The sequence below is a fragment of the Streptomyces sp. NPDC040432 genome (assembly GCF_055595445.1).
This window is the reverse complement of the sequence record NZ_JBVIVP010000004.1, coordinates 415,024-440,391: the sequence shown is the minus strand read 5'-3', so window position 1 is coordinate 440,391 and position 25,368 is coordinate 415,024. Positions and strand designations below refer to the sequence as shown.

Sequence of the window (25,368 nt, the reverse complement as noted above, 5' to 3'; positions counted from 1 at the left end):
CCGATCTCCTCGTTGGTGCGCCGGCCTGTCCGCCGGCGAGCTGTATGGGATGTCCCCGACCGCTTACGACCCTACCTCTCTGTGAGCTTCGGAGTGACATCGATCGAGGCCTGACACGCCCCGGGGGCCGTACCACCGGTGCCGGCACGGGTCCCCCGGGACTTTGTGCCCGTCACTCAGGGTGAGCGACGGAAGGGGCGCTGATCAGCGGTTCAGCGCTCGGAGCGCCTTACCGACGAGTACGGCGCGGTCCGCTGCGGCGGGCACGTGCTCCAGGCCGAAGCCGAGGAGCACCGTGTCACGCGTAGTGACCGACGCGTAGGACTTGAACAGTTCACCGGTCCTGGACCAATCGCCCGGAACATCGGGACTTCCGGCAGGGGCGCCCGGCGTGGTCCAGGCTCCGAGGGAGGTCTCGAAACCCTCGACCTCCCGGTCCGCCCCGGCGACGTTGATCCGGGCCTCGTCCGCGAACACGCCCCGGCCGCCCGATCCGGGGTCGGTGATGGAGGACAGGGAGACCTCGACGGACCTGCCCGCGTAGGCGCTCAGGTCGAAGGAGACCTGCTTCCAGCCGCCGGAGGAGCCGGTGAAGCTGTTCCAGGTGCCGCTGGTGCCCTGCGGCGCGCAACCGCCGGCGTCGAGGGTGAGGTAGCGGCGCAGGAAGGGGTGGCCGTTGAGCAGGAACCCGGCCTCGCACTCGGCCGGGACGGTGGTCGAGGTCAGCCCGCCCGTGTCCGGGAGCGTGGTCCAGTCGTCGCCGCCGGCCGTACGGGCCTCCAGGGCGGCGTGGTCGTAGCCCTCCTCGGTGTTCCAGTTGAGGGCCAGCTTGAGTTGCGGCTTGTCGGCGGCGGTGACCCCGCTCAGGTCGATGGTGCGGGTGAGCCGCTTCCAGTCGTCGTCGGCGTGGCCGGCCGAGGCCATCCCGGTACCCGCGTAGGGGGCGTACGGGTTCGACACCCCGGCGTACTGGCCCGTCTGCGCGCTCTTGAACTGCGGGAACTGCGCGGGCGGGAGGGTGTCGGAGGTCACGGTGTAGGCGCCCGGGGCGTTGAGCGGGTTGCCCGCCGCGTCGCCGAGTCCCGCCTTGGAGCCGTTCAGGGCGCCCGCGCCGGTGAAACCGGTGGGCGCGCCGACGCTCGCCCGCCCGTACGCACCGAGCCAGTACTGGCTGAAGTCGTTGGTCACGGCCCGGCCGACCTGGGCGTTGCCGCCCGCCAGTTCACCGGCCTCGATGAGCTTGCCGCCCTCGTTGAGGAAGTCCCGGATGGCCAGTTGGGTGTCGCCGCCGGGGGTTTTGGCCCCGGTGTGGTGGACGACGGTCCTGAAGTGCGACAGCACCCCGAGGTGGTGCGGGACGCCCTGGGTGGCCACGTCCCAGACGGCCGCGGACTTCCCGTTGGCGCGCAACGCGTCCACGTAGGCCGCGGCGTGCTGCGCCTTCGCGCCCTCCTCCGCGACGACGAGGACGTCGGCGCGGGGCCGTTCGGCGACGGTGTACGTGAAGTGCTCGCCGGAGACCTGCTTGCCGGAGCGGTCGCGGCCGGTGAACCAGACCTCGACCTTGTCACCGGGGCGGGCCCCGTCGACCTTCGCCCGGTACTCGTCGAACCAGTTGTTGTCCTCGCCGCCGTAGACGTCGCCGCCCTTCCAGGGCTTGAGGTCCTCGTCGTGCGTGCGACCGCCGTTGATCCGGTAGTTGAGTTCCTTGTCGCGCAGGGCCTTGCGGGCGGTGACGGAGACCGTCTGGTCCTCGCCCCGCGCGGCGTAGGAGGTGGTGAAGGGGTCCACCGTGAAGTCCGCGGCGCTCAGGCCGACGGCGGAGGCGGGCCGGTCCGGGTGCGCGGCGCTCTCGCCGACGGTCAGCGCGAAGGGGATGTTCTTGGCGAATTCGCCCTGGATGAGCTTCTCGTCGTCCGGGAAGTTGAAGCCGGAGGCGCAGTCCTCGGGCTTCCACGCGTCGTTCGGGTCGATCTCGGAGGCCGTCTGGCAGGTCGTCATCTCCGGCGTGAACATCATGATGCCGTTGACGTTCGCGGCGTGGCCGTCGGCCTCACCGTTGGTGGTGTAGAGCTCGGAGGAGAGCTGCGGGAGGTAGCCGGGGACCGCCGGGTTCTCCGGGGTGCCCGCGAGCGTCCGGTAGGCGACGTCGTCCGGGGTGGGGGTGGCGACCTGCCAGCCGACGCCGTAGAGGATCAGTTCCGAGGCGGAGTGGTAGTTGATGGCGTACTCGAAGCCGATGCGCTTCTGGAAGGCGTCGAGGGCGCGCGTCTCGGGCTCGGAGCCGCCCCGGGGGCCCCGGTAGGTCTCGCTCGACGCGTTCGGTGAGGAACCCTCGTTGTCGTAGCCCCATTTGTAGGAGAAATTGCGGTTGAGGTCGACGCCGTCGCCGCCGGTGATCTTCCCGTCGCCGTTGTTGTCGCGCATGTTCTTGCGCCACAGCCGGGCGCTGTCGGCGGTGAAGGTGTGGTCGTATCCGTCGGGGTTGGCGGAGAGCAGGAACCACAGCTCGGTGGAGTCCACCAGCTTGGTGACCCGCGGGTCCTTGCCGTAGTTGTCGAGCGTGTGGTGCATCAGCCGCCGGGTCATCTCGGGGGTGATCCACTCGCGGGCGTGCTGGTTGGACATGTAGAGCACGGACGGCTTGTCGCCGTCCTTGCCCTTCTTGGCGTTCTTGGTGACCTTGAGGGCGAGGATGTCCTTGCCCTGGACGGTCCTGCCGATGGAGACGACCTTGGTGAGGGCCTGGTGTTCCTGGGCGGTGCGCAGGATCTCCTCCTGCAGTCCGCCCTTGCCGCTGTAGGGGCGGAACACCCCGTCGCCGGCGGCCTTGGCGCGGGCCAGGCCCTGGGTGGACGTCCTGCGTTCGGCGAGCTTGATCCCCTGGGCGGCGAGCTGCTTCGCCTGGCCGCCGGTGAGGAAGAGTTCGACCTTGGCGGTCCCGTTCTCCGGGGCACGTTCGGCGAGTTCGTGGGCGTCCTGGCCGGCCGCGAGGACGATCGGGACCTGCTCGCGGGTGATGTCGGCGTCGTAGACCCGTACCTCGTCGGCGCCGGATCCGGTGCCGGGCGCGGGCTGGGCCTGGGCCGCCGCGGGTAGGGCGGCCATGGTGGTTCCGAAGACGAGTGCGGTTGCGGCGAGGATCGTTCTCGCGCGGTGCCTCATGTGCCCCCCTGGGCGTCGTCTGCCACGAAAGCGTGCGGACGCCAGGCTCACGAGCGGCCCGTGCTCATGTCAATGGGGCGTACCGCGAAGGGGCCCGCACGGGTGAGCGTGCGGGCCCCTTGTGGCGTACGGGCGGGGGCTGGTCAGACCGACATGTTGTCGGCCAGTTCCTCGCTGAGGTCGAGGTTGGACTCCGTGCCCGGAATGCCGAGGTCCTGGGCGCGCTTGTCGGCCATCGCCAGCAGGCGGCGGATCCGGCCGGCGACCGCGTCCTTGGTCAGCGGCGGGTCGGCCAGGGCGCCCAGCTCCTCCAGGGAGGCCTGCTTGTGCTCCATGCGCAGCCGGCCGGCCGCCGCGAGGTGCTCGGGGACCTCGTCGGCGAGGATCTCCAGGGCTCGCTGCACGCGGGCTCCGGCGGCCACCGCGGCCCGCGCGGAGCGGCGCAGGTTGGCGTCGTCGAAGTTGGCGAGGCGGTTGGCGGTGGCGCGGACCTCGCGCCGCATCCGCCGCTCCTCCCAGGCCAGTACCGACTCGTGGGCGCCGAGGCGGGTGAGGAGCGCGCCGATCGCGTCGCCGTCGCGGACCACGACCCGGTCCACTCCGCGCACCTCGCGGGCCTTGGCCGCGATGGACAGTCGGCGGGCGGCGCCGACCAGGGCGAGGGCGGCCTCCGGCCCGGGGCAGGTGACCTCCAGGGAGGAGGAGCGGCCCGGCTCGGTGAGGGAGCCGTGGGAGAGGAAGGCACCGCGCCAGGCCGCCTCCGCGTCACAGGTGGCCCCGGAGACCACCTGCGGGGGCAGGCCCCGGATGGGACGGCCGCGGCCGTCCACGAGCCCCGTCTGGCGTGCCAGCTGGTCGCCTCCGGCCACGACGCGGACGACGAAGCGGCTGCCCCGGCGCAGACCGCCCGGGGCCATCACGACCAGGTCCGAGGAATGGCCGAAGATCTCCAGGATGTCCTTGCGCAGCCGGCGTGCGGCGATCCCGGTGTCCAGTTCCGCCTCGATGACGATGCGGCCGCTCACCAGGTGCAGGCCGCCCGCGAACCGAAGGATCGCCGAGACCTCCGCCTTCCTGCAGCAGGTCCGGGTGACGGGCAGGCGAGAGATCTCATCCTTCACCGCGGGCGTCATCGCCATGGGCCGATCCTTCCATGCATCCGAAAAATACGGTCGTACGCGGCGGCCAGCAGCTCCGGGTCGTGTTTCGGAGAGCCGTCCTGTCGGGCCACCGGCGCCAGCTCGACCGCGGCACCGAACCGTTTTGCGGCATCGGCGAGGGACTCGCGATCGGGCACGGCGGCCTCGTCGGCCAGCACCACGTCCAGGGCGAGTTTAGGGGCGTGTCGGGCCAAAACCTCCAAATGACGCTGCGGAGAGAAGCCTTCTGTTTCGCCGGGCTGCGGCGCGAGGTTCAGCGAGAGCACCCGTCGGGCCTTCGTCTGCACCAGCGCGTCGAGCAGTTCGGGAACCAACAGGTGCGGGATGACGGACGAGAACCAGGACCCCGGGCCGAGCACCACCCAGTCGGCGTCGAGCACCGCGGCGACGGCCTCCGGCACGGCCGGCGGGTCACCCGGCACGACCTGGACGGAGAGCACCTCGCCCGGGGTGAGGGCCACCGTGGCCTGCCCCCGGACGGTGTCGACGTCCTCCGGGCGGGCCGGATCGTGCCCCTTGACGAGCGCCTGGAGTTCCAGCGGCACGGCCGACATCGGCAGGACGCGGCCCTGGGCGCCCAGCAGTTTCCCGACCAGGTCGAGGGCCTGCACGGGGTCCCCGAGCTGTTCCCACAGGGCGACGATCAACAGGTTGCCGACCGCGTGTTCGTGGAGGTCGCCCCGTGACTGGAAGCGGTGCTGGATGACGCGGGCCCAGGTCTGGCCCCATTCGTCGTCCCCGCACAGCGCGGCCAGGGCCTTGCGCAGGTCGCCGGGCGGCAGGACGCCGAGCTCCTCCCGGAGCCGGCCGCTGGATCCGCCGTCGTCGGCGACGGTGACCACCGCGGTGAGCTCGCCGGTGATCCGGCGCAGCGCGGCGAGGGAGGCCGACAGCCCCATGCCGCCGCCCAGGGCGACGACCTTGGGGGCGACCACCTTGGGTGCCGCGCCGCGGCGGCCGGCGCGGCCCGTGCCCTCCTCCCCCGCGGGGGTGGAGCGGCGCAGGCGGCGCAGCCGCAGGGTCCGTCCGGTCACTCGCGCCCCATGTCCCGGTGGACTACGACGGTCTCGACTCCCTCGGAGGCGAGGCGGGCGGCGAGCTTCTCGGACATGGCCACGCTGCGGTGCTTGCCGCCCGTGCAGCCGACCGCGATGGTCACGTACCGCTTGCCCTCGCGGCGGTAGCCGGTGGCGATGAGCTGGAGCAGCTCCGTGTAGCGGTCGAGGAACTCCTTGGCGCCGGGCTGGCTGAACACGTACCCCGACACCTCCTCGTTGAGCCCGGTGAAGGGGCGCAGCTCCGGAACCCAGTGCGGGTTGGGGATGAAGCGGCAGTCGACGACGAGGTCGGCGTCGACGGGGAGGCCGTACTTGTAGCCGAAGGACATGACCGTGGCCCGCAGCTCGGGCTCCTCGTCGCCCGCGAACTGGGCGTCCATCTTCGCGCGCAGTTCGTGCACGTTCAGGCTGGAGGTGTCGATGACCAGGTCGGCGTCGCCGCGCAGCTCGCGCAGCAGGTCGCGCTCGGCGGCGATGCCGTCGGTGATGCGGCCGTCGCCCTGGAGGGGGTGCGGGCGGCGCACCGACTCGAAGCGGCGGACCAGGGCGTCGTCGGAGGACTCCAGGAAGACGATGCGCCGGTTGACGCCCTTGCTGTCGAGGTCGGAGAGGGACTCGCGCAGCGCGTCGAAGAACTGGCGGCCGCGGACGTCGACGACGACGGCGATCCGCGCCACGTTGCCCTGGGACCGGGCGCCGAGCTCCACCATGGTGGGGATCAGCGCGGGCGGCAGGTTGTCGACGACGAACCAGCCCAGGTCCTCCAGGCACTTGGCGGCCGTACTGCGGCCGGCTCCGGACATGCCGGAGATGATCACCAGTTCGGGGATGGCCGCCTCGGCGTTGTCGCCGGGCTCCACGGTCGTGCCCGTACTCACCTGTGCTCCGTCTCGGTCGTGCTCGGTCTGATCGGACTCGTGCTCGGTCATTGCTCGGTCCCCCGTTCGGACGATGCTCCCGCTGGTGCGGGGGTCTCGTCCTCCATGATCTCTCCTGTCGCCGTGTTGACGGCAGGACCGGCGGGTACCGCCCCTGCGAGGGCCGCGGCCACGGTCTCGGCCGTCTTGCGGCCTATGCCCGGGACCTCGCAGATCTGGTCGATTGTCGCCTGTCTCAGCTTCTTCACCGAACCGAAGTGTTTGATCAAGGCGTGCTTGCGGCTCTCCCCGAGGCCGGGGACCTCGTCGAGGGGGCCGGACTTCAGTCGCTTGGCCCGCTTGTTGCGCTGGTACTGGATGGCGAACCGGTGGGCTTCGTCACGGACCCGCTGGAGCAGGTAGAGGCCCTCGCTGGTGCGGGGCAGGACGACCGGGTCGTCCTCGCCGGGCAGCCACACCTCCTCCAGCCGCTTGGCCAGCCCGCACACGGCCACGTCGTCGACGCCGAGCTCCTCCAGGGCACGCTTGGCGGCGGCGACCTGCGGCTGTCCGCCGTCGACCACGACGAGCTGCGGCGGGTAGGCGAAGCGGCGGGGCCTGCCGTCGTCGTCGGTCGTGACCTCGCCGCCCCGCGCGTCCTCGGTGTCCGCGAGGTCCTCGGGGGACCACTCCCCCGTCTTCAGCTTCTCCTGGAGGTAGCGGCGGAAGCGGCGGGAGACCACCTCGTGCATGGAGCGGACGTCGTCCTGGCCCTCGAAGGTCTTCATCTGGAAGCGGCGGTACTCGCTCTTGCGTGCGAGCCCGTCCTCGAAGACCACCATGGAGGCCACGACGTCGTCGCCCTGGAGGTGGGAGATGTCGAAGCACTCGATGCGCAGCGGGGCGCCGTCCAGGTCCAGGGCCTCGGCGATCTCCTCCAGGGCCCGGGAGCGGGTGGTCAGGTCGCTGGCACGTTTCGTCTTGTGCAGGGCGAGGGACTGCTGGGCGTTGCGGTGGACGGTCTCCATGAGGGCCTTCTTGTCCCCGCGCTGCGGGATGCGCAGGCTGACCTGCGAGCCGCGGCGCTCGGCCAGCCACTCGTTCAGCGCGGGCGTGTCCTCCGGCAACGCCGGGACCAGCACCTCCTTGGGGACGGCCTCGCCCTTCTCCTCCCCGTAGAGCTGCTGGAGGGCGTGCTCGACGAGACCGGCGGTGTCCACCGCCTCGACCTTGTCGGTGACCCAGCCGCGCTGCCCGCGGACGCGGCCGCCGCGGACGTGGAAGATCTGGACGGCGGCTTCGAGCTCGTCCTCGGCGACGGCGATCAGGTCGGCGTCGGTGGCGTCGGCGAGGACCACGGCGTTCTTCTCCATGGCCCGGCGCAGCGCCCCCATGTCGTCGCGCAGCCGGGCGGCCTTCTCGTACTCCATCTCCTCGGCGGCCTCGTGCATCTGTGCTTCGAGGCGGGAGAGGTGGGTCCCGGTGCGGCCGGCCATGAAATCGCAGAAGTCCTCGGCGAGGTCGCGGTGTTCCTCGGGGGTGACCCGGCCGACGCAGGGCGCCGAGCACTTGCCGATGTAGCCGAGCAGGCAGGGACGGCCGATCTGCGCGGACCGCTTGAACACCCCGGCGGAGCAGGTGCGGACGGGGAAGACCCGCAGCATCAGGTCGACTGTCTCGCGGATGGCCCAGGCGTGCCCGTACGGGCCGAAGTAGCGCACGCCCTTCTTCTTGGGGCCGCGCATGACCTGGACGCGGGGGTACTGCTCGTTCATGGTGACGGCGAGGGAGGGATAGCTCTTGTCGTCCCGGTACTTGACGTTGAACCGGGGGTCGAACTCCTTGATCCAGGAGTATTCGAGCTGGAGCGCCTCGACCTCGGTGGAGACCACGGTCCACTCGACGGAGGCCGCCGTCGTGACCATGGTGGCCGTGCGCGGGTGCAGGTTCGCGACGTCCTGGAAGTAGCTGGCGAGGCGTTGGCGCAGGCTCTTGGCCTTCCCGACGTAGATCACCCGGCGGTGCTCGTCGCGGAACCTGTAGACCCCCGGGGAGTCGGGGACCTGCCCGGGTTTGGGGCGGTAGCTGGAAGGGTCGGCCATGCCGCCCACCCTACTGGCGCGCGCCGACAACGGGCCGTACGCCGTCCGTACGAAGCCGGTGCGCGGGCGGGTGGACGCGGGCCGCCCCGGGCCGGCCGGATGTGGTGGCCGCACCGCATGCGGGAGGGGCGGCGGGCCGTCGGCCGTGGGGCCCGGCCGCTCGCGGCGACCGGGCCCCACGGGATGGGGGGAGGCAGGACCTGCGGGGTGGGGGGTCAGGTCCTGTGGGGAGGAGTGCGCCGCGGGGTGGGCGTCAGGCCCGCCGGGCGGTCCGACGGCGGCCCAGGAACAGCGCTCCCAGGGCGGCGAGGAGCAGACCGGCACCGGCCCATCGGGGGAGCGCGGTCACCGACGTGCCGGGGGCGGGTGCGGTGGCGGTGGTGGTGACGGCCGCGACCGGGGCGGCGGCGGACGCGGCGGCGGGTTCCTCGAAGCCGCCGGCCTCCCCGTTCCGGGCGTAGGCGGAACCGGGCAGCTTGTCCCCGTACGCCCGGGTCACCCGGGCCCGGTAGGCGTCCAGGCTGGTGCCGGCCTCGCCGACGGCCCGTACGGCGTCCTCGTCCAGCGGCAGCACCCTGCTGTCCCGGGCGACGTACCAGGCGTCGGTCTGGGGTTCGCGGAAGACGGTGCCGCCGGGGAGTTTCGCGGCGCCGAGGCCGGCGTAGCGGAACTCGTCGTCGCCGGTGGCGATGTTCACCACCTGCCAGCCGCGCTCCGTGCGCGCGGTCCACAGGGCGGCCTGTTGGCCGTCCGAGGACACCGCCCTGGTCGCGAGGAACTCCAGGCGGGCCACGCCCGCACCGGCCCGGCCCGCGACGAAGTCCGGGGAGAGGTGGTGGACGGGGACGGTCTCGCCCTCGATCCGGGGCTGCGCCCCGGCGAGCGACACCTTGCCCTCGCGGGAGAAGAACCGGGAGAGGGTGGCGAGGACCGCGGGATCGGCGGCCGCCTCCCGGGCCTGGGCCCGGACCTCGGCCGTCGCGGCCGGGGGCTGGGGTACGGGAGCGGCGGCGGCCTGTCCGCCGAGGGCGAGCAGGGCGGTCGTCGCGGCGAGGAGCGGACCGGCGGTGCGGAGTACGGGCCGGGGCCGCGGCCAGCGCCGGGTGCGGGGCACGGGGGTCATGGCGGTCACGCCCCGATCCGGTAGAGGGAGTGGGTCCAGGAGAAGGTGCCGTTGTTGACGTACCAGGCGTGGGAGGCCCAGTTGTAGCGGTTGCTGGAGGGCCAGGGGTCGCCCCAGTGGACCCAGCTGTTGGCGGTGTCGTAGCCGTAGATCACGTGCATGTGGCCGCCTCCGTTGGACCACTGGATACGGGTCTCGATCGGCCGGTCGGCGTTGATCTCGGTCTGCACGGTCGAGTACTGGAGCCAGCCCGTCACGTAGCTGCCGGAGTTGACGCCGGCCCAGCGCAGGCCGGTCTGGACGTTGCCGAGGGTGGCCTGGTTGTTGGGGCATTCCGTGCCCTGTTGGCGGTTGAAGGCGGCGTTGCAGAACTGGTTCTGGCTGAGGTTGCGGCCGAACCAGGTCGCGATGGTGTTGCCGCCCGCGGCCCAGCACCAGTTGGTCTTCTGCTGCGGCTGCATGGTGATGTTCAGGCGCTTGGAGGCGAGGGCCGCGCTCACGGTGTCCGTGCCGGTCCCGGCCGCGGCGGCGGTGCCGGAGCCGATGGGCAGCAGGACGAGGAGCAGGGCGGAGACGAGGACGGCGAGGGGTAACCGTCTTTGGCTGAAGCTGTTGCGCATCGCGTTCCTCCCGAGGTGGGGACCCGAGGTGGGAAGTGGGGGGAGCGCGTCCGGACGCTGTTGAGGAGCATCAGGGTGTTGTCGCGATCAGGTCAACACGCTTCAATACGCGGTGACGTCGCGGTGTGAACGGTGGGGCTGTGGTGTGAACGGTTGCTGTCGTTCCACCTGGTCTCCCCCGCGCCGCCCGCCGACCCCCACGTCGGCGGATGTGAACGTTCACAGAGGAGCCGCCATGCGCCCGTCCGGCGACACGGCACGCCCGCCCGGCACGGCACGCCCGCCCGGCACGGCACGTACGACGGGCGCGGCCGGCACGACCGGGGTCGACTCGCTGGGCCAGTTGCTCCGGGGCGGCCCCTTCCACCTCGCCCTGCGCGCCGCCCTGGCCGCGCGCGGGCTGCCCCTGCACCGGGTGCAGCACCGACTCGCCGCCCGCGGCATCAAGGTGGGCGTCACCAGCCTCAGTTACTGGCAGCAGGGCGCCCGGAGGCCGCGCCACCCGGAATCACTGCGGGCCGTGTCCGCGCTGGAGCAGATCCTGGAGCTCCCGGAGGGCGCGCTGCTGCGTCTGCTGGCCGTCCCGGAGGGGGACCCGGGGGCAGGCCGCCCGGCGACCCGCTCGTACCGGTCCCTGGTGAGCGTGGGCGCGGCGGTGGAACAACTGCTCGACGGCATGGAACTGCCCGCCGACGGCGGCCTGCACTCGGTCGGCCACCACGAGCGGGTCCGCATCGGGGCGGACGGCGAACTGCGCCGCCGCGCCTCGCAGCAGATCGTCCGCGCCCACCGCGACGGCGTGGACCGCTACCTGGCCGTCCACCACGGCGATCCGGGCTGCGACGCCGCCCGGATGGAGGTCCGGGCGCACGAGAACTGCCGGACGGGGCGGATCCGCCGCCACCCGGAGGCGGGCGTCGTGGTCGCCGAGCTGTTGTTCGACGCCCGGCTGCGGCGCGGGGACACGTACGTCTTCGGCTACGGCATCGAGGACGGCACGGGGGCGCGGAGCACGGAGTACGTGCGCGGGTTCAGCTACGCGGGCGGCCAGTACATGCTCCAGGTCCACTTCGACGAGGCCGCCCTGCCGGTACGCTGCCGGCGCTTCGCCCGGACCGGCCCGCTGGCCCCCCGCACGGGCCTCGCCGACCTGACGCCCAGTGGCCGCCACCGCTCCGTGCACCTGGTGGAGCAGGGGGTGCGGCGCGGGATCCTCGGGATCACCTGGGACTGGGAGTAGCCGAGCCGCCCGGGCAGGGACGCCCCCGTGACGTGGCCGGAGAGCTAGCCGGCGATGATCTTGCCGTTCTCCGCCTTGACCGGAACGGCGGGCAGCGGTTCGGTGGCCGGGCCACGCAGCACCTTGCCCGTGGCGAGGTCGAAGCGGCTGCCGTGACAGGGGCAGTTCCCCTCTCCTTCGACGATCTTGTCGAGGACGCAGCCGGCGTGCGTGCACTGGGCGCTGAACGCCTTGTACTGGCCCTCCGCCGGGCAGCTGACGACGACCTTCCGCTCCCGGAACAGCTTCGCGCCGCCGACCGGGACCGCGGACACCGCACCCAGCTCGACCGGCTCCTGCGGGACGGCCGGGCTGCCGTAGCCGCTGTTGCTCTCCGTGGAGCACGCCGACAGGGCCGCTCCGGCGCCGACGGCGCCCGCGAGCGCGGCGGCGCCCTTGAGGACGGTACGGCGGGCGGCGGACTGCGACGCGGACATGCGCTTCTCCTGGCACGAGGGGACCGGACCCGCGGCGGCGGGACCGGGGGGTGACCGGCGGGTGGGGGCCGCGGGGCTCACGACGAGGCGGGCCGGGCGGGCCCTCCCGACGATACCGGGGCCGGATGGGATACCTTCCCCCGCGTGATCGTCGTCGGTGGAGAAGCCCTGATCGACCTCGTGCCCCTCGCGCAGCCGCCGGGCGCCCTGCTGCCACGGCCGGGCGGTGGCCCGTACAACACGGCGCTGGCCCTGGGCCGGCTCGGGGCCGTGACCGCCTTCTGCTCCCGGGTGTCGTCGGACGGTTTCGGCGAGGACCTGCTCGCCGGGCTGCGGGCCGCCGGGGTGGACCTCTCGCTGGTGCAACGCGGGCCGGAGCCCACCACCCTGGCCGTTCCCTCGCTGGCCCCGGACGGCTCGGCCGCGTACCGCTTCTACGTCGAGGGCACGGCCGACCGGTTCTTCACCCTGCCCCCCGCACTGCCGTCGGACGCACGGGCCCTCGCGCTCGGCACCTGTTCGCTCGTCCTGGAGCCCGGCGCGAGCGCCTACGAGGCCCTGTTGCGACGGGAGTCGCGGCGCGGGCTGCTCACCCTGATGGATCCCAACATCCGCCCGGCGCTGATCACGGACCCGGCCGGGTACCGCGAGCGCTTCCTCGCCCGACTGCCGTACGTGTCCGTCCTGAAGCTCTCCGAGGAGGACGCGGCCTGGCTCGGCGGCCGGCCCGCCGACTGGCTGGCCGCGGGACCTGCGGCCGTGGTGCTCACCCGGGGCGCGGCGGGGTTGACCGTGTGGACGGCCGGGGGCGCCGAGCACAGTGCCTCGGCCCGCCCGGTCACGGTCGCGGACACCATCGGCGCGGGCGACACCGTGAACGCGGCGCTGCTGCACCGGCTCGTCGGGACGGACCCGGCGGACGCCGACTGGCCCGACCTGCTGGCCCACGCCGCTCACGCTGCGGCCCTGACCTGCACCCGGGCCGGTGCCGAGCCGCCCTACGCGACGGAGCTGGGTACCGGCCGTTAGGGCCTGCGAGGCGACGGGCGGGCCGATCGGGGTCGGGCGGGTCGGGCCCGGGTATCGGCCCTCCGGCACCACCACGCGACACGAACACCGCACGACATGGCGCGGGGCCCCGGTCGTGACGACCGGGGCCCCGCCCTGAACCGTGCCGCGCGCCCGTCAGGCCTTGCGGGCGCGCGTCGCCTTCTTCGCGGGCGCGGCCTTCTTCTCGGCGGTCGCGACCTTGTTGGCGGCCGTCCTGCTCGTCGCGGCCTTGGCCGTCGCCGTCTTGGCCGCCGCCTTGGTCGCCGCGGCCTTCTTGGTCGCCGGGGCCGCCTTCTTCGCGGCCGTCTTCCTCGCCGGGCGGGCCGGGGCGGCGGCCGGGGCCCCGGCGTCGGAGACCCGGTCCGCGCCCAGGATGTCCCGCAGGAACTTGCCGGTGTGGCTCGCGCCCACCGAAGCGACCTGCTCGGGGGTGCCCTCCGCGACGACGAGTCCGCCGCCGTAGCCGCCTTCGGGGCCCATGTCCACGACCCAGTCCGCGGTCTTGATGACGTCCAGGTTGTGCTCGATGACGATCACCGAGTTGCCCTTGTCGACCAGGCCGGACAGCACCTTGATCAGCTTCGAGATGTCCTCGAAGTGCAGACCGGTGGTCGGCTCGTCGAGGACGTACACCGTCCGGCCCGTCGAGCGCTTCTGCAGTTCGGACGCCAGCTTGACGCGCTGCGCCTCACCGCCCGAGAGCGTCGGCGCGGACTGGCCGAGCCGGACGTAGCCGAGGCCGACCTCGTTGAGCGTCTTCAGGTGGCGTGCGATGGTCGGCACCGCCTCGAAGAAGCCGAGGGCCTCCTCGATGGGCATGTTCAGGACCTCGGCGATGGACTTGCCCTTGTAGTGGACCTCCAGCGTCTCCCGGTTGTACCGGTCGCCGTGGCACACCTCGCACGGGACGTAGACGTCCGGCAGGAAGTTCATCTCGATCTTGATCGTGCCGTCGCCGGAGCAGTTCTCGCACCGACCGCCCTTGACGTTGAAGGAGAAGCGGCCCGGCAGGTAGCCGCGGACCTTCGCCTCCATCGTCTCCGCGAAGAGCTTGCGCACGTGGTCGAAGACGCCGGTGTACGTGGCCGGGTTGGACCGCGGGGTCCGGCCGATCGGCGACTGGTCGACGTGGACGACCTTGTCGACCAGGTCGTCGCCCTCGACCCGGGTGTGGCGCCCCGGCACGGACCGGGCACCGTTCAGCTCGCGGGCCAGGTGCGTGTACAGGATGTCGTTGACCAGGGTCGACTTGCCGGAGCCGGAGACACCGGTGACCGCGGTGAGCACGCCCAGCGGGAAGGACACGTCGATGTCCCGCAGGTTGTTCTCCTTCGCCCCGTGCACGGTCAGCCGGCGGCTCGGATCCACGGGGCGCCGGATGTCGGGCAGCGGGATGGAGCGCTTGCCCGACAGGTACTGCCCGGTCATCGACTCGGGGTTCTTCAGCAGGTCCTTCAGGGAACCGCTGTGCACCACCTTGCCGCCGTGCTCACCGGCGCCCGGGCCGATGTCCACGACCCAGTCGGCCACCTTGATGGTGTCCTCGTCGTGCTCGACGACGATCAGGGTGTTGCCCATGTCCCGCAGCCGCACCAGCGTCTCGATCAACCGGTGGTTGTCCCGCTGGTGCAGACCGATGGACGGCTCGTCCAGGACGTACAGCACGCCGACCAGACCGGAGCCGATCTGCGTGGCCAGGCGGATGCGCTGGGCCTCGCCACCCGACAGGGTGCCGGCGGCGCGGTTCAGCGAGAGGTAGTCCAGGCCGACGTCCACGAGGAAGCGCAGCCGCTCGTTGACCTCCTTGAGGACCCGTTCGGCGATCTTCTTGTCACGGGCGTCGAGCCGCATCTGCCCCAGGAAGTCCGCGCACTCGCTGATCGACATCGCGGCGACCTCGGCGATGGACTTCTCCATCACCGTCACGGCGAGGACGATCGGCTTGAGGCGGGTGCCCTCACAGGTCGGGCAGGGCACCTCGCGCATGTAGCCCTCGAAGCGCTCGCGACTGGCATCGCTCTCGGACTCCGCGTGCCGACGCTTCACGAAGGGCACCGCGCCCTCGAAGGCGGTCGTGTACGCGCGCTCCCGCCCGTACCGGTTGCGGTAGCGCACCTCGATCTGCGTCTTGTGCCCGTAGAGCAGGGCCTTCTTCGCGCGCAGCGGCAGCCCGGCCCAGGCGATGTCCGTCCGGAAGCCGAGCTCTCCGGCGAGCGCGCCGATCAGCCGCTGGAAGTAGTCCTTCGTGTGCCCGAGGGACCACGGGGAGACCGCTCCCTCGTCGAGCGACTTGTCCTCGTCCGGAACGATCAGCTCCGGGTCGACTTCCATGCGGGTGCCGATGCCGGTGCACTCGGGGCAGGCGCCGAAGGGGGAGTTGAAGGAGAAGGAGCGCGGCTCCAACTCCTCGAAGGAGAGGTCGTCGTAAGGGCAGTAGAGGTGCTCGGAGTACATCCGTTCACGCTCGGGGTCGTCCTCGGCGAGGTCGACGAAGTCCAGGATCACCATGCCGCCGGAGAGGCCGAGGGCGGTCTCGACGGAGTCCGTGAGCCGGCGCTTCGCACTGTCCTTGACGGTGAGGCGGTCGATGACCACCTCGATGGTGTGCTTCTCCTGCTTCTTCAGCGTGGGCGGCTCGGAGAGCTGGATGGTCTCCCCGTCCACCCGCGCCCGGCTGTAGCCCTTGGTCTGGAGATCGGCGAAGAGATCGACGAACTCGCCCTTGCGCTCGCGGACCAGCGGGGACAACACCTGGAAGCGGCTGCCCTCGGGGAGCGCGAGCACCTTGTCGACGATCGCCTGCGGCGACTGCCGCGAGATCGGCCGACGGCACTCGGGGCAGTGGGGCTTGCCGATGCGGGCGAACAGCAGGCGGAGGTAGTCGTAGACCTCGGTGATCGTGCCGACCGTGGAGCGGGGGTTGCGCGAGGTCGACTTCTGGTCGATCGAGACGGCCGGGGAGAGGCCCTCGATGAAGTCGACATCGGGCTTGTCCATCTGCCCGAGGAACTGACGGGCGTACGAGGACAGCGACTCGACGTAGCGGCGCTGCCCCTCGGCGAAGATCGTGTCGAAGGCGAGGGAGGACTTCCCCGAACCGGAGAGTCCGGTGAAGACGATGAGCGAGTCACGGGGGAGGTCGAGCGAGACGTTCTTGAGGTTGTGCTCGCGAGCGCCACGAACGATGAGACGGTCGGTCACGCCGGTCCGCACCTTTCTTGAGAGAGCGGGGGCACGGCCCCCGTCCCAGGGTATGGGGGACGCCGCTGCGATGGACTTGGTCCTTGGACTTCCGAGCGTATAGCACGCACATTCGATTTACGGCACCCGGAAGACCGCTTCACCCGATCGTGTGGCGCGGGATCCGGGCCCACTAGGCTCGGTTCCATGACTGATCATGTGCACGACCTGCGATCTGTACGTGAGGCCACGGACCGACTGCTGACCGCGGTCGCGAAACTGGACAACGCCGCTCTCGCCGAGGAGTCACACCTCCCCGGCTGGACCCGTGGCCACATCCTGGCCCACCTCGCGCGCAACGCGGACGCCCTCGTCAACGTGCTCGAAGGGCGCCCGATGTACGAGAGCGCCTCCGCGCGCGACGCGGACATCGCACGCGACTCCGGCCGGCCCCTGGAAGAACACCTGACGGACCTCCGTGATTCCTGGTCCGCCTTCCTCGCCACCTCGGAGCCCGACCAGGACTGGTCCCGCACGGTCGAGCTGCGCAACGGCGTCACCGACGTCGCCGCCAACGTGCCCTTCCGCCGCCTCGTGGAGGTCGAGCTCCACCACGTCGACCTGAACATCGGCTACGAGCTCGGTGACCTCCCCGCGGAGTTCACCGACCGCGAGATCGCCTTCCTCGCCGACCGCTGGTCGGGCCGCCCGGACGTCCCGCCGGTCACCCTGCGGCTCGGGACGGGGGACGACTCCCCCACCCGGCACACCGGTGGCACCGAGGGCACGCCCGTCGTCATCGGCGGCACGGGCGACGCGCTGCTCGGCTGGCTCGCGGGCCGCGGGGACCGCGGCGCGCGCCTGACCGTGCTCGAAGGCGGCCGGCTGCCCGAGCTCCCGCCCCTGTAGGCCCACACCCTTAGGATCGAGAACATGACGTACAGCGGAGCGGTCAAGGTCGGCGGTCCGGCCGACGTGCACGAACTCGCGGACCTGATGATTTCCAAGGTCGCGGTGGGCCCCATGAACAACAACGCCTACCTGCTGCGCTGCCGGGCCACCGGCGAGCAGCTGCTGATCGACGCGGCCGCCGAGGCGGACACGCTGCTCGGCCTGATCGGTGACGACGGCATCGCGTCCGTCGTCACCACGCACCAGCACGGCGACCACTGGGGCGCCCTCGCGGCGGTGGTCGACACCACCGGCGCCCGCACCCACGCGGGCGCGCTCGACGCCGAGGGCATCCCCGTCGGCACCGACGTGCTGGTGCAGGACGGGGACACGATCAAGGTCGGTCGGGTCGAGCTGACCGCGCGCCACCTGGTCGGTCACACCCCCGGCTCGATCGCGCTGGTCTACGACGACCCGCACGGCCACCCGCACGTGTTCACCGGCGACTGCCTCTTCCCGGGTGGCGTCGGAAACACCCACGGCGACCCGCAGGCCTTCACCCAGCTCCTCGACGACGTCCAGCACAAGCTCTTCGAGCGACTGCCGGACGAGGCGTGGGTCTACCCGGGCCACGGCAACGACACCACCATCGGCGCCGAGCGTCCCCACCTGGCCGATTGGCGCGAGCGCGGCTGGTGAACCCGGGCAGCGGGCGCCCGACCACACCGGCCGGGCGCCGGCTTCCGGTACCGGCAGACGTCAACGCCGTGCGGCGATGCACTCCTTCCGGTCGATGATTCCCGAACGCATGTCCTGCGGGTGCGGGCCGGGGTAATTGCTGCACCATGCGACAGCACCCCTCCCCGCTCCCCTCCCGTACCGGTGCCGACACCGGTACGGGCACCGGTACCGGTGCCCCTCCCCCGATGCTCCGGCTCGCCTCGGCCGCCCTGGCCGGCACCGCCATCGAGTTCTACGACTTCTTCGTCTACGGAACGGCCGCCGCCCTCGTCCTCGGCCCGCTCTTCTTCCCCTCGTTCTCCCCGCTCGCCGGAACCCTCGCGGCCTTCGCCACCTTCGGCGTCGGCTTCCTGGCCCGCCCCCTCGGATCGGCCTTCTTCGGGCACATCGGCGACCGCTACGGGCGGCGCCCGGTCCTGCTCGGCTCGTTGCTGCTCACGGGCCTCGCCACGGTGGCCGTCGGCTGCGTGCCCTCGTACGCCTCGATCGGCATCGCCGCACCCCTGCTGCTGGTCCTGCTGCGGTTCGTCCAGGGTTTCGGGCTCGGCGGCGAGTGGGGCGGGGCGGTCCTGCTGACCGCCGAGCACGCCCCGGAGGGGCGGCGCGGGCTGTGGTCGAGCTTCCCGCAGATCGGCCCGGCCGTGGGCTTCCTCGCGGCCAACGGGCTGATGCTGGCACTGTCCGGTTCGCTCACCGACGCGCAGTTCGCCGCCTGGGGCTGGCGGGTGCCCTTCTGGGCCGCCGGACTGCTCGCCCTGGCCGGGCTGTGGCTGCGTCGCTCGGTGGAGGAGACCCCTCAGTTCCTCGCGCTCGCCGAGACCGGCCGGCGGGCCGAGGCGCCGCTGACCGAGGTCCTGCGCGGCCACTGGCGGCTGATCCTGCTGACCGGCGGGGCGCTGGCGGTCGCGTACGCCGTCTTCTACTCGGTCACCACCTGGGCGTTGGCCTACGCGACGACGGCCCTGCGCGTGGACCGCACCGCGATGCTGGCGTGCGTGATGGTCGCGGTCCTCGTGATGGGCGCGGCCACCCCGCTGATGGCGGTGCTCGGCGACCGCTGGGGGCGCCGGCCGCTGTGTCTGGCGGGGTGCGTCGCCTGCCTGCTGTGGATGGCGCCCTTCGTGGGCCTGCTGCGGACGGCGGATCCGGTGCTGATGACGTTGGGCTGCACGGTCGCGCTGCTGGGGATGGTGGCGATGTTCGCCGTGGTCGGCGCGTACCTGCCGGAGCTGTACGCGCCCCGGATCCGCTGCACGGGGGCCGCCGTCGGCTACAACCTGGGCGGGGTGCTGGGCGGGGCACTGACACCGGTCGCGGCGACCGCGCTGGCGGACGGTTCGGGCCCGCCGTGGGGCGTCGCGGCGTACCTGACCGCCATCGCGCTGGTCAGCCTGGGTTGCTTCGCGCTGTTGCCGGAGACGAACCCGGCCCTGACGGCCCCGCGCGACGGTCTCGGCGGGCCGGCACGCACGGAAGCGGGGGCGGCCGAAGCGGCCGCCCCCGCGTAGCCCCGTGGGGGCAGGGACCTAGGCGTCGACGCTCTTGGTCTCCGGGTCGGCGGCGGCCTCGGCCGCCGCCTGCTTCTTCGAGGCGATCAGGCTGGTGATCGTGGTGATCACCAGGACACCGCAGATGACGCCCAGCGAGACCGGGATGGAGATCTGCGGGACGTGCACCCCGGACTCGTGCAGGGCGTGCAGCACCAGCTTGACGCCGATGAAGCCCAGGATGATGGACAGGCCGTAGCTGAGGTGGACCAGCTTCTTGAGCAGGCCGCCGATGAGGAAGTACAGCTGCCGCAGACCCATCAGGGCGAAGGCGTTGGCGGTGAAGACGATGTACGGGTCCTGAGTGAGGCCGAAGATCGCGGGGATCGAGTCCAGCGCGAACAGCACGTCGGTGGTGCCGATGGCGAGCATCACGACCATCAGCGGGGTCAGGACGCGCTTGCCGTTGCTCTGGATGAAGAGCTTCGTGCCGTGGTAGCGGTCGGCGACGCCGAACTTCTTCTCGACCGACTTGAGGAGGCGGTTCTCCTCGAACTCCTCGTCGTCCTCGTCCTTGCGGGCTTCCTGGATCAGCTTCCACGCGGTGTAGATGAGGAACGCGCCGAAGATGTAGAAGACCCAGGAGAAGCTGGCGATGATCGCGGCACCGGCCGCGATGAAGATCGCGCGCAGCACCAGGGCGATCAGCACACCGATGAGCAGCACCCGCTGCTGGAGGTGCGAGGGGACCGCGAACTTCGCCATGATCAGGACGAAGACGAAGAGGTTGTCGACGCTCAGCGACTTCTCGGTGATGAAGCCTGCGAAGAACTCCTGCGAGGCCTGGCCGTTGCCGAAGAACCACAGGCCGAGGCCGAAGAGCACGGCGAGGACGATCCAGACGATCGTCCAGATGCCCGCTTCCTTGATCGAAACGTCGTGCGGTTTGCGGCCGATGAAGAAATCGGCGCCGATGAGCAGGGACAGACCAAGAATGGTCATGGCCCAAAGGGCCCAGGAAACTTCCACTGTGAACACGCCTCCGGCGGATGGCTCAGCACTTCGTCAGCGTCATCGCTGCCGGAGGTCTCTTCCACCCGGACGACCTGGAGGCCGCGGGCCGACGCCCCGGGACCGCTGCGCTGGTGATCCGCAGTGGTCCGTATTGACGGGTACGCCGTAGCAGGAAAGCAGGAATACTCCCCTCCGCACGCACCAGAGTACCCGCCCGCCCCGGAAAAGGTAAAGGGAACACCAAGGACTGGTCAGCGGTTGGTCATCCGCCGTTCCGTCGCGCCCGCGCCAACCCCTCCAGCGCCTGTTCCAGGACCCGGCTTCCCGGAGGCGGGAAATCGGGGGCGAAGGTCCAGGCGTGTTGGACCCACGGGTCGGCCAGGTGGCTGTCCGGCACGGGGGACAGCCGCATCAGCGATCGCCACAGCGGATCCAGCAGCGGCCCGTACGCCGAGGCCTCGTCACGGTCCGCCACCATCAGGAGGTGCACTCCGACGGCGGGGCCCTCGTCGGCCAGGTAACGCAGCTGGGTGACGGCCCGGTCGTCGAATCCGTGGGGGAAGTCGTGGACGACGAGCAGCTGCTCGGCCCGGTCGACGTCCGCGGGCAGCTCCTCCGGCGCTCCGGCGCGCAGGGCCATCTGTACGAGGTCCACCCGTCGGGTCAGCCGCGCCAGCGTCCCGGTGACCCCGGCCGCTCCGGCCGCCGGCGGCGAGGCCAGGACCCCGGCGTTCACCAGCGGGGCCAGCGAGGCCGCGCCCGCCCCGGCGGCGTCGATCACGTGGACGGACAGCCGGCCGGTGGGTTGGACCGCGAGCAGCCGCACCATGTGGGCGACGGCCATGTCCATGGCCGCGCGCCGCAGCCGGTCGGTGTCCATCGCCATGGCGGCCTCGGAGCCGGTGCGTCCGTTGTCGATCCACAGGCCGCGCTCCAGCGGGAACCGCATCAGCATGGGGATCCGCAGGTCGGGCCGCTCGGGCAGGCTCAGGTCGCCGAGGCGCAGGGCGAGGGGCCCTTCCTCGGGGGCGAGCCGACCGTGCCAGACGGGGTTGTCCCAGCGGGCGTAGGCGGCCGGCAGCGCGGGTTCGACCACTTCCACCTCGGCGGCGAGCTGGACGAGGTCACGGTCGAGAACGGCGCGGGCCCGGGCGACCAACTCTTCGTGGCGGGCCCGCGCGGTGTCCCGCGCGGCGTTGCCGGAGCCGCCGAGGCGGTGGCGGGGGTCGGACAGGGCGTCGTCGAGCTCCCGGTCCAGCCGCGAGTCGGCGAACTCCACGGCGCCGCGGTAGGCGGCGACGGCACGGGCCAGGTCCTCGAACATGCCCCAGACCTGGTTGTAGAGCCGCTCCTCCATGGACCAGCCGGCGGCGTCCCCGGCGACGGGGCGCGGCGGCTGTCCGGGCTCCGCGGGGGGCGCCGGGCGGGGACCGGGTTCGGGCGGCTCCGTGCTGGTGCGGCGGCGGCGCGGGTGGGCGTAGTCGATGGTGGGCGGCCCTCCGGCCGTGTCGCCGGGGCCGGTCGTCGCCGGTCCGTTCGTCGCGGGGCCGGGCGTGCCCGCGTACGGGGGCGGCGGGACGGGCAGGGTGTCCGGCGTACCGGCGGTGGGCGTGACGGGTGCCGGGACGGCGTCCTGCGGACCGGTGTCCTGGAGGGAGGTGTCCCGGGAACGGGAGTCGGCGGGTGCGCCGAGGTCCCGGACCTGGGTGGGCATGGTGGCGAGGGTGCGGTCGGCGCCGTCGAGCGGTGCGGTGGCCCCCAGGACGGCGGCGGCCAGCGCGTTGGCCTCGGCCTCGGGCAGTCCGCCGTCGGCGAGCAGGGCCGCCAGGCCCGTGGCGTACCCCTGGCCGACGGCCCGGACCTTCCAGGCGTCCTGGCGCCGGTACAGCTCCAGGGCGACCACGGCCGTCTCGGCGTCGAGCCCGGTCAGGGTGAAGCAGGCCAGCTCGGCCCCGCTCTCGGCGGCGACCGCCACGTAGGGGGCCGGGACCGCGCCGAAGCGGATCGCGCCGCCCGGCGGGAGGGCGAGGACGACCGCGACCCGGTGGACGTCGGCCTCGACCGCGTCCAGGTCGACGGTGAAGGCGTGCCGGTCCGCGGCCGCCCCGAGCACCCCGAGTCCGGGGCGGGCCGGGGCGGCCGGGTGCGCCAGCGCCGCCGGGCCGGGGATCCGGCCCTGCTCGTCCGCGAGCGAGGCGAGGGCCAGGACGGGTGCTCCCGCCGAGACCCTGACCTCCACCCGACTCACGGACACGGGGTGGTTCTGCCCCCGGACCAGTTCGGCCGTCATCGTGCAGCCCCTCCCCCGTGCCTTCTTCGTGCTGTCGGTGCTTACAGGTGCGGCAGGATCGCCGGCATGAGGTCCTGGAAGGTCCGGCCGTTGGCCGGGTTGCCGAGGGCCGTCATCTGCCAGCCGGTGCCCGCCCGGGACACCTTCGCCATGATCTGCGCGGTGTACTGGCCGCCGCCGTCGAGGGTGTAACGGGCCAGTTCCTGGCCGTTGGTCTCGTCGACGATGCGGCAGAACGCGTTCTGCACTTCCTGGAAGGTCTGGCCGGTGAACGAGTTCACCGTGAAGACGATCTGGTCGATGTGCACCGGCACGCGCTGGAGGTCGACGAGGATCGCCTCGTCGTCCCCGCCCTGACCGACGCCGCCGACGAGGTTGTCGCCGGTGTGCCGGACCGAGCCGTCGTCGCTCTGAAGGTGCCGGAAGAACACCACGTCGACGGGCTGCTTGTCGGCGAAGAGCACCGCCGACGCGTCCAGGTCGATCTCCCGGGTCCGCGAACCGAACAGTCCGCGGCGCTTGGCCGCCTGCCAGCCGAGGCCCATGCGGACCGCCGTCAGCGTCCCGCCGTCCGCCTTCTGCAGACTGATGGCCTGACCCTTGGTCATGTTGACCGTCACGCGCTGTCCCCTCTCCGTAGCCCGCCCCGATAACGGGTGCGCAGCGTGTACCTGCGGCTGAGACCCAACCCTACTGACCGCCTCCGGGTCAGGCGAGACCCGCTTCCTTCATCTGACGAAGCTCCTTCTTCAGCTCCCCGACCTCGTCCCTCAGCCGGGCGGCGACCTCGAACTGGAGCTCCGCCGCCGCGCCCCGCATCCGGTCGGTCATCTGCTCGATGAGCGCGGCCAGTTCGGCGGCCGGACGGTCGGTGGGCGCCTCGGTGCCCTTCGCGCCCTTGCCGGCCTTCGCTCCCTTTCCGGTGAGCGCCTTGCCGCCCAGCGCGGGTACGGGAGCCTTGGCCCCCTTGCCCTCCTTGGCCTGCCGGTATCCGGTTCCGAGCAGTTGCTCGGTGTCCAGTTCCTCACGGGCGATGGTGGCGACGATGTCGTTGATCTTCTTGCGCAGCGGCTGCGGGTCGATGCCGTTGGCGGTGTTGTAGGCGATCTGCTTCTCGCGGCGCCGATTCGTCTCGTCGATGGCCTTCTCCATCGCCGGGGTCATCTTGTCCGCGTACATGTGGACCTGACCGGAGACGTTGCGGGCCGCGCGGCCGATCGTCTGGATGAGGGAGGTCCCGGAGCGCAGGAACCCCTCCTTGTCGGCGTCGAGGATCGCCACGAGCGACACCTCGGGCAGGTCGAGGCCCTCGCGCAGCAGGTTGATGCCGACGAGGACGTCGTACTCGCCGGCGCGCAGCTCGCGCAGCAGCTCGATGCGGCGCAGGGTGTCGACGTCGCTGTGCAGGTAGCGGACCTGGATGCCCAGTTCCAGGAAGTAGTCCGTGAGGTCCTCGGACATCTTCTTGGTGAGGGTGGTGACCAGCACCCTCTCGTCCTTCTCGACGCGCGCGCGGATCTCGTGCACCAGGTCGTCGATCTGGCCCTCGGTGGGCTTGACCACGACCTCGGGGTCGATGAGGCCGGTGGGGCGGATGATCTGCTCGACGAAGCCGTCGCCGCGCGAGAGCTCGTACTTGCCCGGGGTGGCCGACAGGTAGACGGTCTGGCCGATCCGCTCCTGGAACTCCTCCCACTTCAGCGGCCGGTTGTCGAGCGCGGACGGCAGTCGGAATCCGTGGTCGACCAGGGTCCGCTTGCGCGAGGCGTCACCCTCGTACATGGCGCCGATCTGCGGCACCGTGACGTGGGACTCGTCGATGACGAGGAGGAAGTCCTCGGGGAAGTAGTCGATGAGGGTGTTGGGGGCGGAGCCGCGCTCGCGGTCGTCCATGTGCAGCGAGTAGTTCTCGATGCCGGAACAGGACCCGATCTGGCGCATCATCTCCAGGTCGTAGGTGGTGCGCATGCGCAGCCGCTGGGCCTCCAGCATCTTGCCCTGCTTCTCCAGCTCCGCGAGGCGCTCGGTCAGCTCCGCCTCGATGCCGCGGACCGCCTTCTCCATGCGCTCGGGGCCGGCGACGTAGTGGCTGGCGGGGAAGACGTACAGCTCGCGGTCCTCGCTGATGACCTCGCCGGTCAGCGGGTGCAGGGTGGAGAGGGCCTCGATCTCGTCGCCGAACATCTCGATGCGGACGGCCAGTTCCTCGTAGACCGGGAAGATCTCAATGGTGTCGCCGCGCACCCGGAAGGTGCCGCGGGTGAAGGCGACGTCGTTGCGCGTGTACTGGATGTCGACGAAGCGGCGCAGCAGCTGGTCCCGGTCGATCTCCTCGCCGATCTTGAGGGAGACCATCCGGTCGACGTACTCCTGCGGGGTGCCGAGACCGTAGATGCAGGACACGGAGGCGACGACGATCACGTCGCGCCGGGTCAGCAGCGAGTTGGTCGCGGAGTGGCGCAGCCGCTCCACCTCCTCGTTGATCGAGGAGTCCTTCTCGATGTAGGTGTCCGACTGCGGTACGTAGGCCTCGGGCTGGTAGTAGTCGTAGTACGAGACGAAGTACTCGACGGCGTTGTTCGGCAGGAGCTCGCGGAACTCGTTCGCCAGCTGGGCGGCGAGGGTCTTGTTCGGCGCCATCACCAGGGTCGGGCGCTGAAGCTTCTCGATCATCCACGCCGTGGTCGCCGACTTGCCGGTGCCGGTGGCGCCCAGCAGTACGACGTCCTTCTCACCTGCGCGGATGCGCTTCTCCAGCTCGGCGATGGCCGCCGGCTGGTCGCCGCTGGGCTGGTACGGGCTGACGACCTCGAAAGGCGCCACCGTGCGTTCGATCTTCGATACGGGCCGCATGGGTCAACCGTACGGCCCCCCACCGACAGCGGTACGGGTCTGGTCCGTTCGGCGCGGTGCG

The 25,368-nt window shown here is 71.7% G+C and carries 18 protein-coding genes; 5 read left to right on the top strand and 13 right to left on the bottom strand.

What is annotated here, in order from left to right:
* Positions 1-204: 204 nt before the first annotated feature.
* From ACZ58N_RS12245 to ACZ58N_RS12215, 7 genes are all read right to left on the bottom strand, one after another.
* Positions 205-3,165, bottom strand: coding sequence for a M14 family metallopeptidase (locus ACZ58N_RS12245; RefSeq protein WP_471158066.1), 2,961 nt, complete (start codon positions 3,163-3,165; stop codon positions 205-207).
* A gap of 143 nt (positions 3,166-3,308) precedes the next feature.
* Positions 3,309-4,304, bottom strand: coding sequence for a DNA-binding protein WhiA (whiA, locus tag ACZ58N_RS12240; RefSeq protein WP_388899497.1), 996 nt, complete (start codon positions 4,302-4,304; stop codon positions 3,309-3,311).
* The gene (locus tag ACZ58N_RS12235; RefSeq protein WP_389703114.1) at positions 4,295-5,359 is read right to left on the bottom strand and encodes a gluconeogenesis factor YvcK family protein; all 1,065 of its coding nucleotides are present in this window, start codon (positions 5,357-5,359) and stop codon (positions 4,295-4,297) included. The genes whiA and ACZ58N_RS12235 overlap by 10 nt, the downstream gene beginning before the upstream one ends.
* Positions 5,356-6,312: an RNase adapter RapZ gene (gene rapZ / locus ACZ58N_RS12230; protein ID WP_389703116.1), complete on the bottom strand. Its 957-nt coding sequence runs from the start codon at positions 6,310-6,312 to the stop codon at positions 5,356-5,358. The genes ACZ58N_RS12235 and rapZ overlap by 4 nt, the downstream gene beginning before the upstream one ends.
* Positions 6,309-8,342, bottom strand: a complete 2,034-nt coding sequence (gene uvrC / locus ACZ58N_RS12225; RefSeq protein WP_471158064.1) for an excinuclease ABC subunit UvrC — start codon at positions 8,340-8,342, stop codon at positions 6,309-6,311. Before uvrC ends, rapZ begins: the two co-directional genes overlap by 4 nt.
* Positions 8,343-8,595: 253 nt before the next feature.
* Positions 8,596-9,465 (bottom strand): hypothetical protein, encoded by an 870-nt coding sequence (locus tag ACZ58N_RS12220; protein WP_471158327.1) that lies wholly within the window; start codon positions 9,463-9,465, stop codon positions 8,596-8,598.
* A gap of 5 nt (positions 9,466-9,470) precedes the next feature.
* Positions 9,471-10,085: a papain-like cysteine protease family protein gene (locus tag ACZ58N_RS12215; protein ID WP_471158062.1), complete on the bottom strand. Its 615-nt coding sequence runs from the start codon at positions 10,083-10,085 to the stop codon at positions 9,471-9,473.
* 235 nt (positions 10,086-10,320) lie between these two features.
* Here ACZ58N_RS12215 and ACZ58N_RS12210 point away from each other — a divergent pair, with 235 nt between their 5' ends.
* Positions 10,321-11,325, top strand: coding sequence for a hypothetical protein (locus ACZ58N_RS12210; protein ID WP_471158060.1), 1,005 nt, complete (start codon positions 10,321-10,323; stop codon positions 11,323-11,325).
* Between the two features lie 44 nt (positions 11,326-11,369).
* Here the strand turns inward: ACZ58N_RS12210 and ACZ58N_RS12205 are convergent, their stop codons facing one another.
* Entirely contained in the window at positions 11,370-11,801 is a 432-nt protein-coding gene (locus ACZ58N_RS12205) for a Rieske (2Fe-2S) protein (RefSeq protein ID WP_471158058.1), read from the bottom strand.
* A gap of 144 nt (positions 11,802-11,945) precedes the next feature.
* Here ACZ58N_RS12205 and ACZ58N_RS12200 point away from each other — a divergent pair, with 144 nt between their 5' ends.
* On the top strand, positions 11,946-12,830 hold the full coding sequence (locus ACZ58N_RS12200) for a carbohydrate kinase family protein (protein WP_471158056.1): 885 nt from the start codon (positions 11,946-11,948) through the stop codon (positions 12,828-12,830).
* A gap of 156 nt (positions 12,831-12,986) precedes the next feature.
* Here the strand turns inward: ACZ58N_RS12200 and uvrA are convergent, their stop codons facing one another.
* A complete protein-coding gene (uvrA, locus tag ACZ58N_RS12195; protein ID WP_471158054.1) occupies positions 12,987-16,052 on the bottom strand; it encodes an excinuclease ABC subunit UvrA in 3,066 nt (1,021 codons plus the stop codon).
* A 186-nt stretch (positions 16,053-16,238) separates the two neighbouring features.
* On the opposite strand from uvrA, the gene ACZ58N_RS12190 reads away from it, so the two are divergent.
* The 3 genes from ACZ58N_RS12190 to ACZ58N_RS12180 all read left to right on the top strand — a co-directional run bounded on the left by ACZ58N_RS12190 (position 16,239) and on the right by ACZ58N_RS12180 (position 19,171).
* Positions 16,239-16,940 (top strand): maleylpyruvate isomerase family mycothiol-dependent enzyme, encoded by a 702-nt coding sequence (locus tag ACZ58N_RS12190; protein WP_471158052.1) that lies wholly within the window; start codon positions 16,239-16,241, stop codon positions 16,938-16,940.
* 24 nt (positions 16,941-16,964) lie between these two features.
* Positions 16,965-17,621: an MBL fold metallo-hydrolase gene (locus ACZ58N_RS12185; protein ID WP_471158050.1), complete on the top strand. Its 657-nt coding sequence runs from the start codon at positions 16,965-16,967 to the stop codon at positions 17,619-17,621.
* 227 nt (positions 17,622-17,848) lie between these two features.
* Positions 17,849-19,171 (top strand): MFS transporter, encoded by a 1,323-nt coding sequence (locus ACZ58N_RS12180; protein WP_471158326.1) that lies wholly within the window; start codon positions 17,849-17,851, stop codon positions 19,169-19,171.
* Positions 19,172-19,189: 18 nt separating this feature from the next.
* On the opposite strand, the gene ACZ58N_RS12175 is transcribed toward ACZ58N_RS12180, so the two are convergent.
* The 4 genes from ACZ58N_RS12175 to uvrB form a co-directional block, all read right to left on the bottom strand.
* Positions 19,190-20,179 (bottom strand): TerC family protein, encoded by a 990-nt coding sequence (locus tag ACZ58N_RS12175; RefSeq protein WP_471158324.1) that lies wholly within the window; start codon positions 20,177-20,179, stop codon positions 19,190-19,192.
* Positions 20,180-20,426: 247 nt separating this feature from the next.
* Positions 20,427-22,454 carry a TerD family protein gene (locus ACZ58N_RS12170; protein WP_471158048.1) on the bottom strand — a complete coding sequence of 676 codons (2,028 nt, stop codon included), beginning with the start codon at positions 22,452-22,454 and terminating at the stop codon, positions 20,427-20,429.
* 41 nt (positions 22,455-22,495) lie between these two features.
* Positions 22,496-23,074, bottom strand: a complete 579-nt coding sequence (locus ACZ58N_RS12165) for a TerD family protein (RefSeq protein ID WP_281208937.1) — start codon at positions 23,072-23,074, stop codon at positions 22,496-22,498.
* 88 nt (positions 23,075-23,162) lie between these two features.
* Positions 23,163-25,307 carry an excinuclease ABC subunit UvrB gene (gene uvrB / locus ACZ58N_RS12160; protein ID WP_471158046.1) on the bottom strand — a complete coding sequence of 715 codons (2,145 nt, stop codon included), beginning with the start codon at positions 25,305-25,307 and terminating at the stop codon, positions 23,163-23,165.
* Positions 25,308-25,368: the final 61 nt, after the last annotated feature.

Excerpts from the sequence above, each read along its gene's own strand:
- ACZ58N_RS12210 (WP_471158060.1), top strand. The coding sequence starts at position 10,321 with ATGCGCCCGTCCGGCGACACGGCACGCCCGCCCGGCACGGCACGCCCG.
- ACZ58N_RS12220 (WP_471158327.1), bottom strand. The coding sequence starts at position 9,465 with ATGACCCCCGTGCCCCGCACCCGGCGCTGGCCGCGGCCCCGGCCCGTA.
- ACZ58N_RS12190 (WP_471158052.1), top strand. The coding sequence starts at position 16,239 with ATGACTGATCATGTGCACGACCTGCGATCTGTACGTGAGGCCACGGAC.
- ACZ58N_RS12215 (WP_471158062.1), bottom strand. The coding sequence starts at position 10,085 with ATGCGCAACAGCTTCAGCCAAAGACGGTTACCCCTCGCCGTCCTCGTC.
- ACZ58N_RS12205 (WP_471158058.1), bottom strand. The coding sequence starts at position 11,801 with ATGTCCGCGTCGCAGTCCGCCGCCCGCCGTACCGTCCTCAAGGGCGCC.
- uvrB (WP_471158046.1), bottom strand. The coding sequence starts at position 25,307 with ATGCGGCCCGTATCGAAGATCGAACGCACGGTGGCGCCTTTCGAGGTC.
- ACZ58N_RS12185 (WP_471158050.1), top strand. The coding sequence starts at position 16,965 with ATGACGTACAGCGGAGCGGTCAAGGTCGGCGGTCCGGCCGACGTGCAC.
- ACZ58N_RS12180 (WP_471158326.1), top strand. The coding sequence starts at position 17,849 with ATGCTCCGGCTCGCCTCGGCCGCCCTGGCCGGCACCGCCATCGAGTTC.
- uvrC (WP_471158064.1), bottom strand. The coding sequence starts at position 8,342 with ATGGCCGACCCTTCCAGCTACCGCCCCAAACCCGGGCAGGTCCCCGAC.
- ACZ58N_RS12170 (WP_471158048.1), bottom strand. The coding sequence starts at position 22,454 with ATGACGGCCGAACTGGTCCGGGGGCAGAACCACCCCGTGTCCGTGAGT.
- rapZ (WP_389703116.1), bottom strand. The coding sequence starts at position 6,312 with ATGACCGAGCACGAGTCCGATCAGACCGAGCACGACCGAGACGGAGCA.
- ACZ58N_RS12245 (WP_471158066.1), bottom strand. The coding sequence starts at position 3,165 with ATGAGGCACCGCGCGAGAACGATCCTCGCCGCAACCGCACTCGTCTTC.
- whiA (WP_388899497.1), bottom strand. The coding sequence starts at position 4,304 with ATGGCGATGACGCCCGCGGTGAAGGATGAGATCTCTCGCCTGCCCGTC.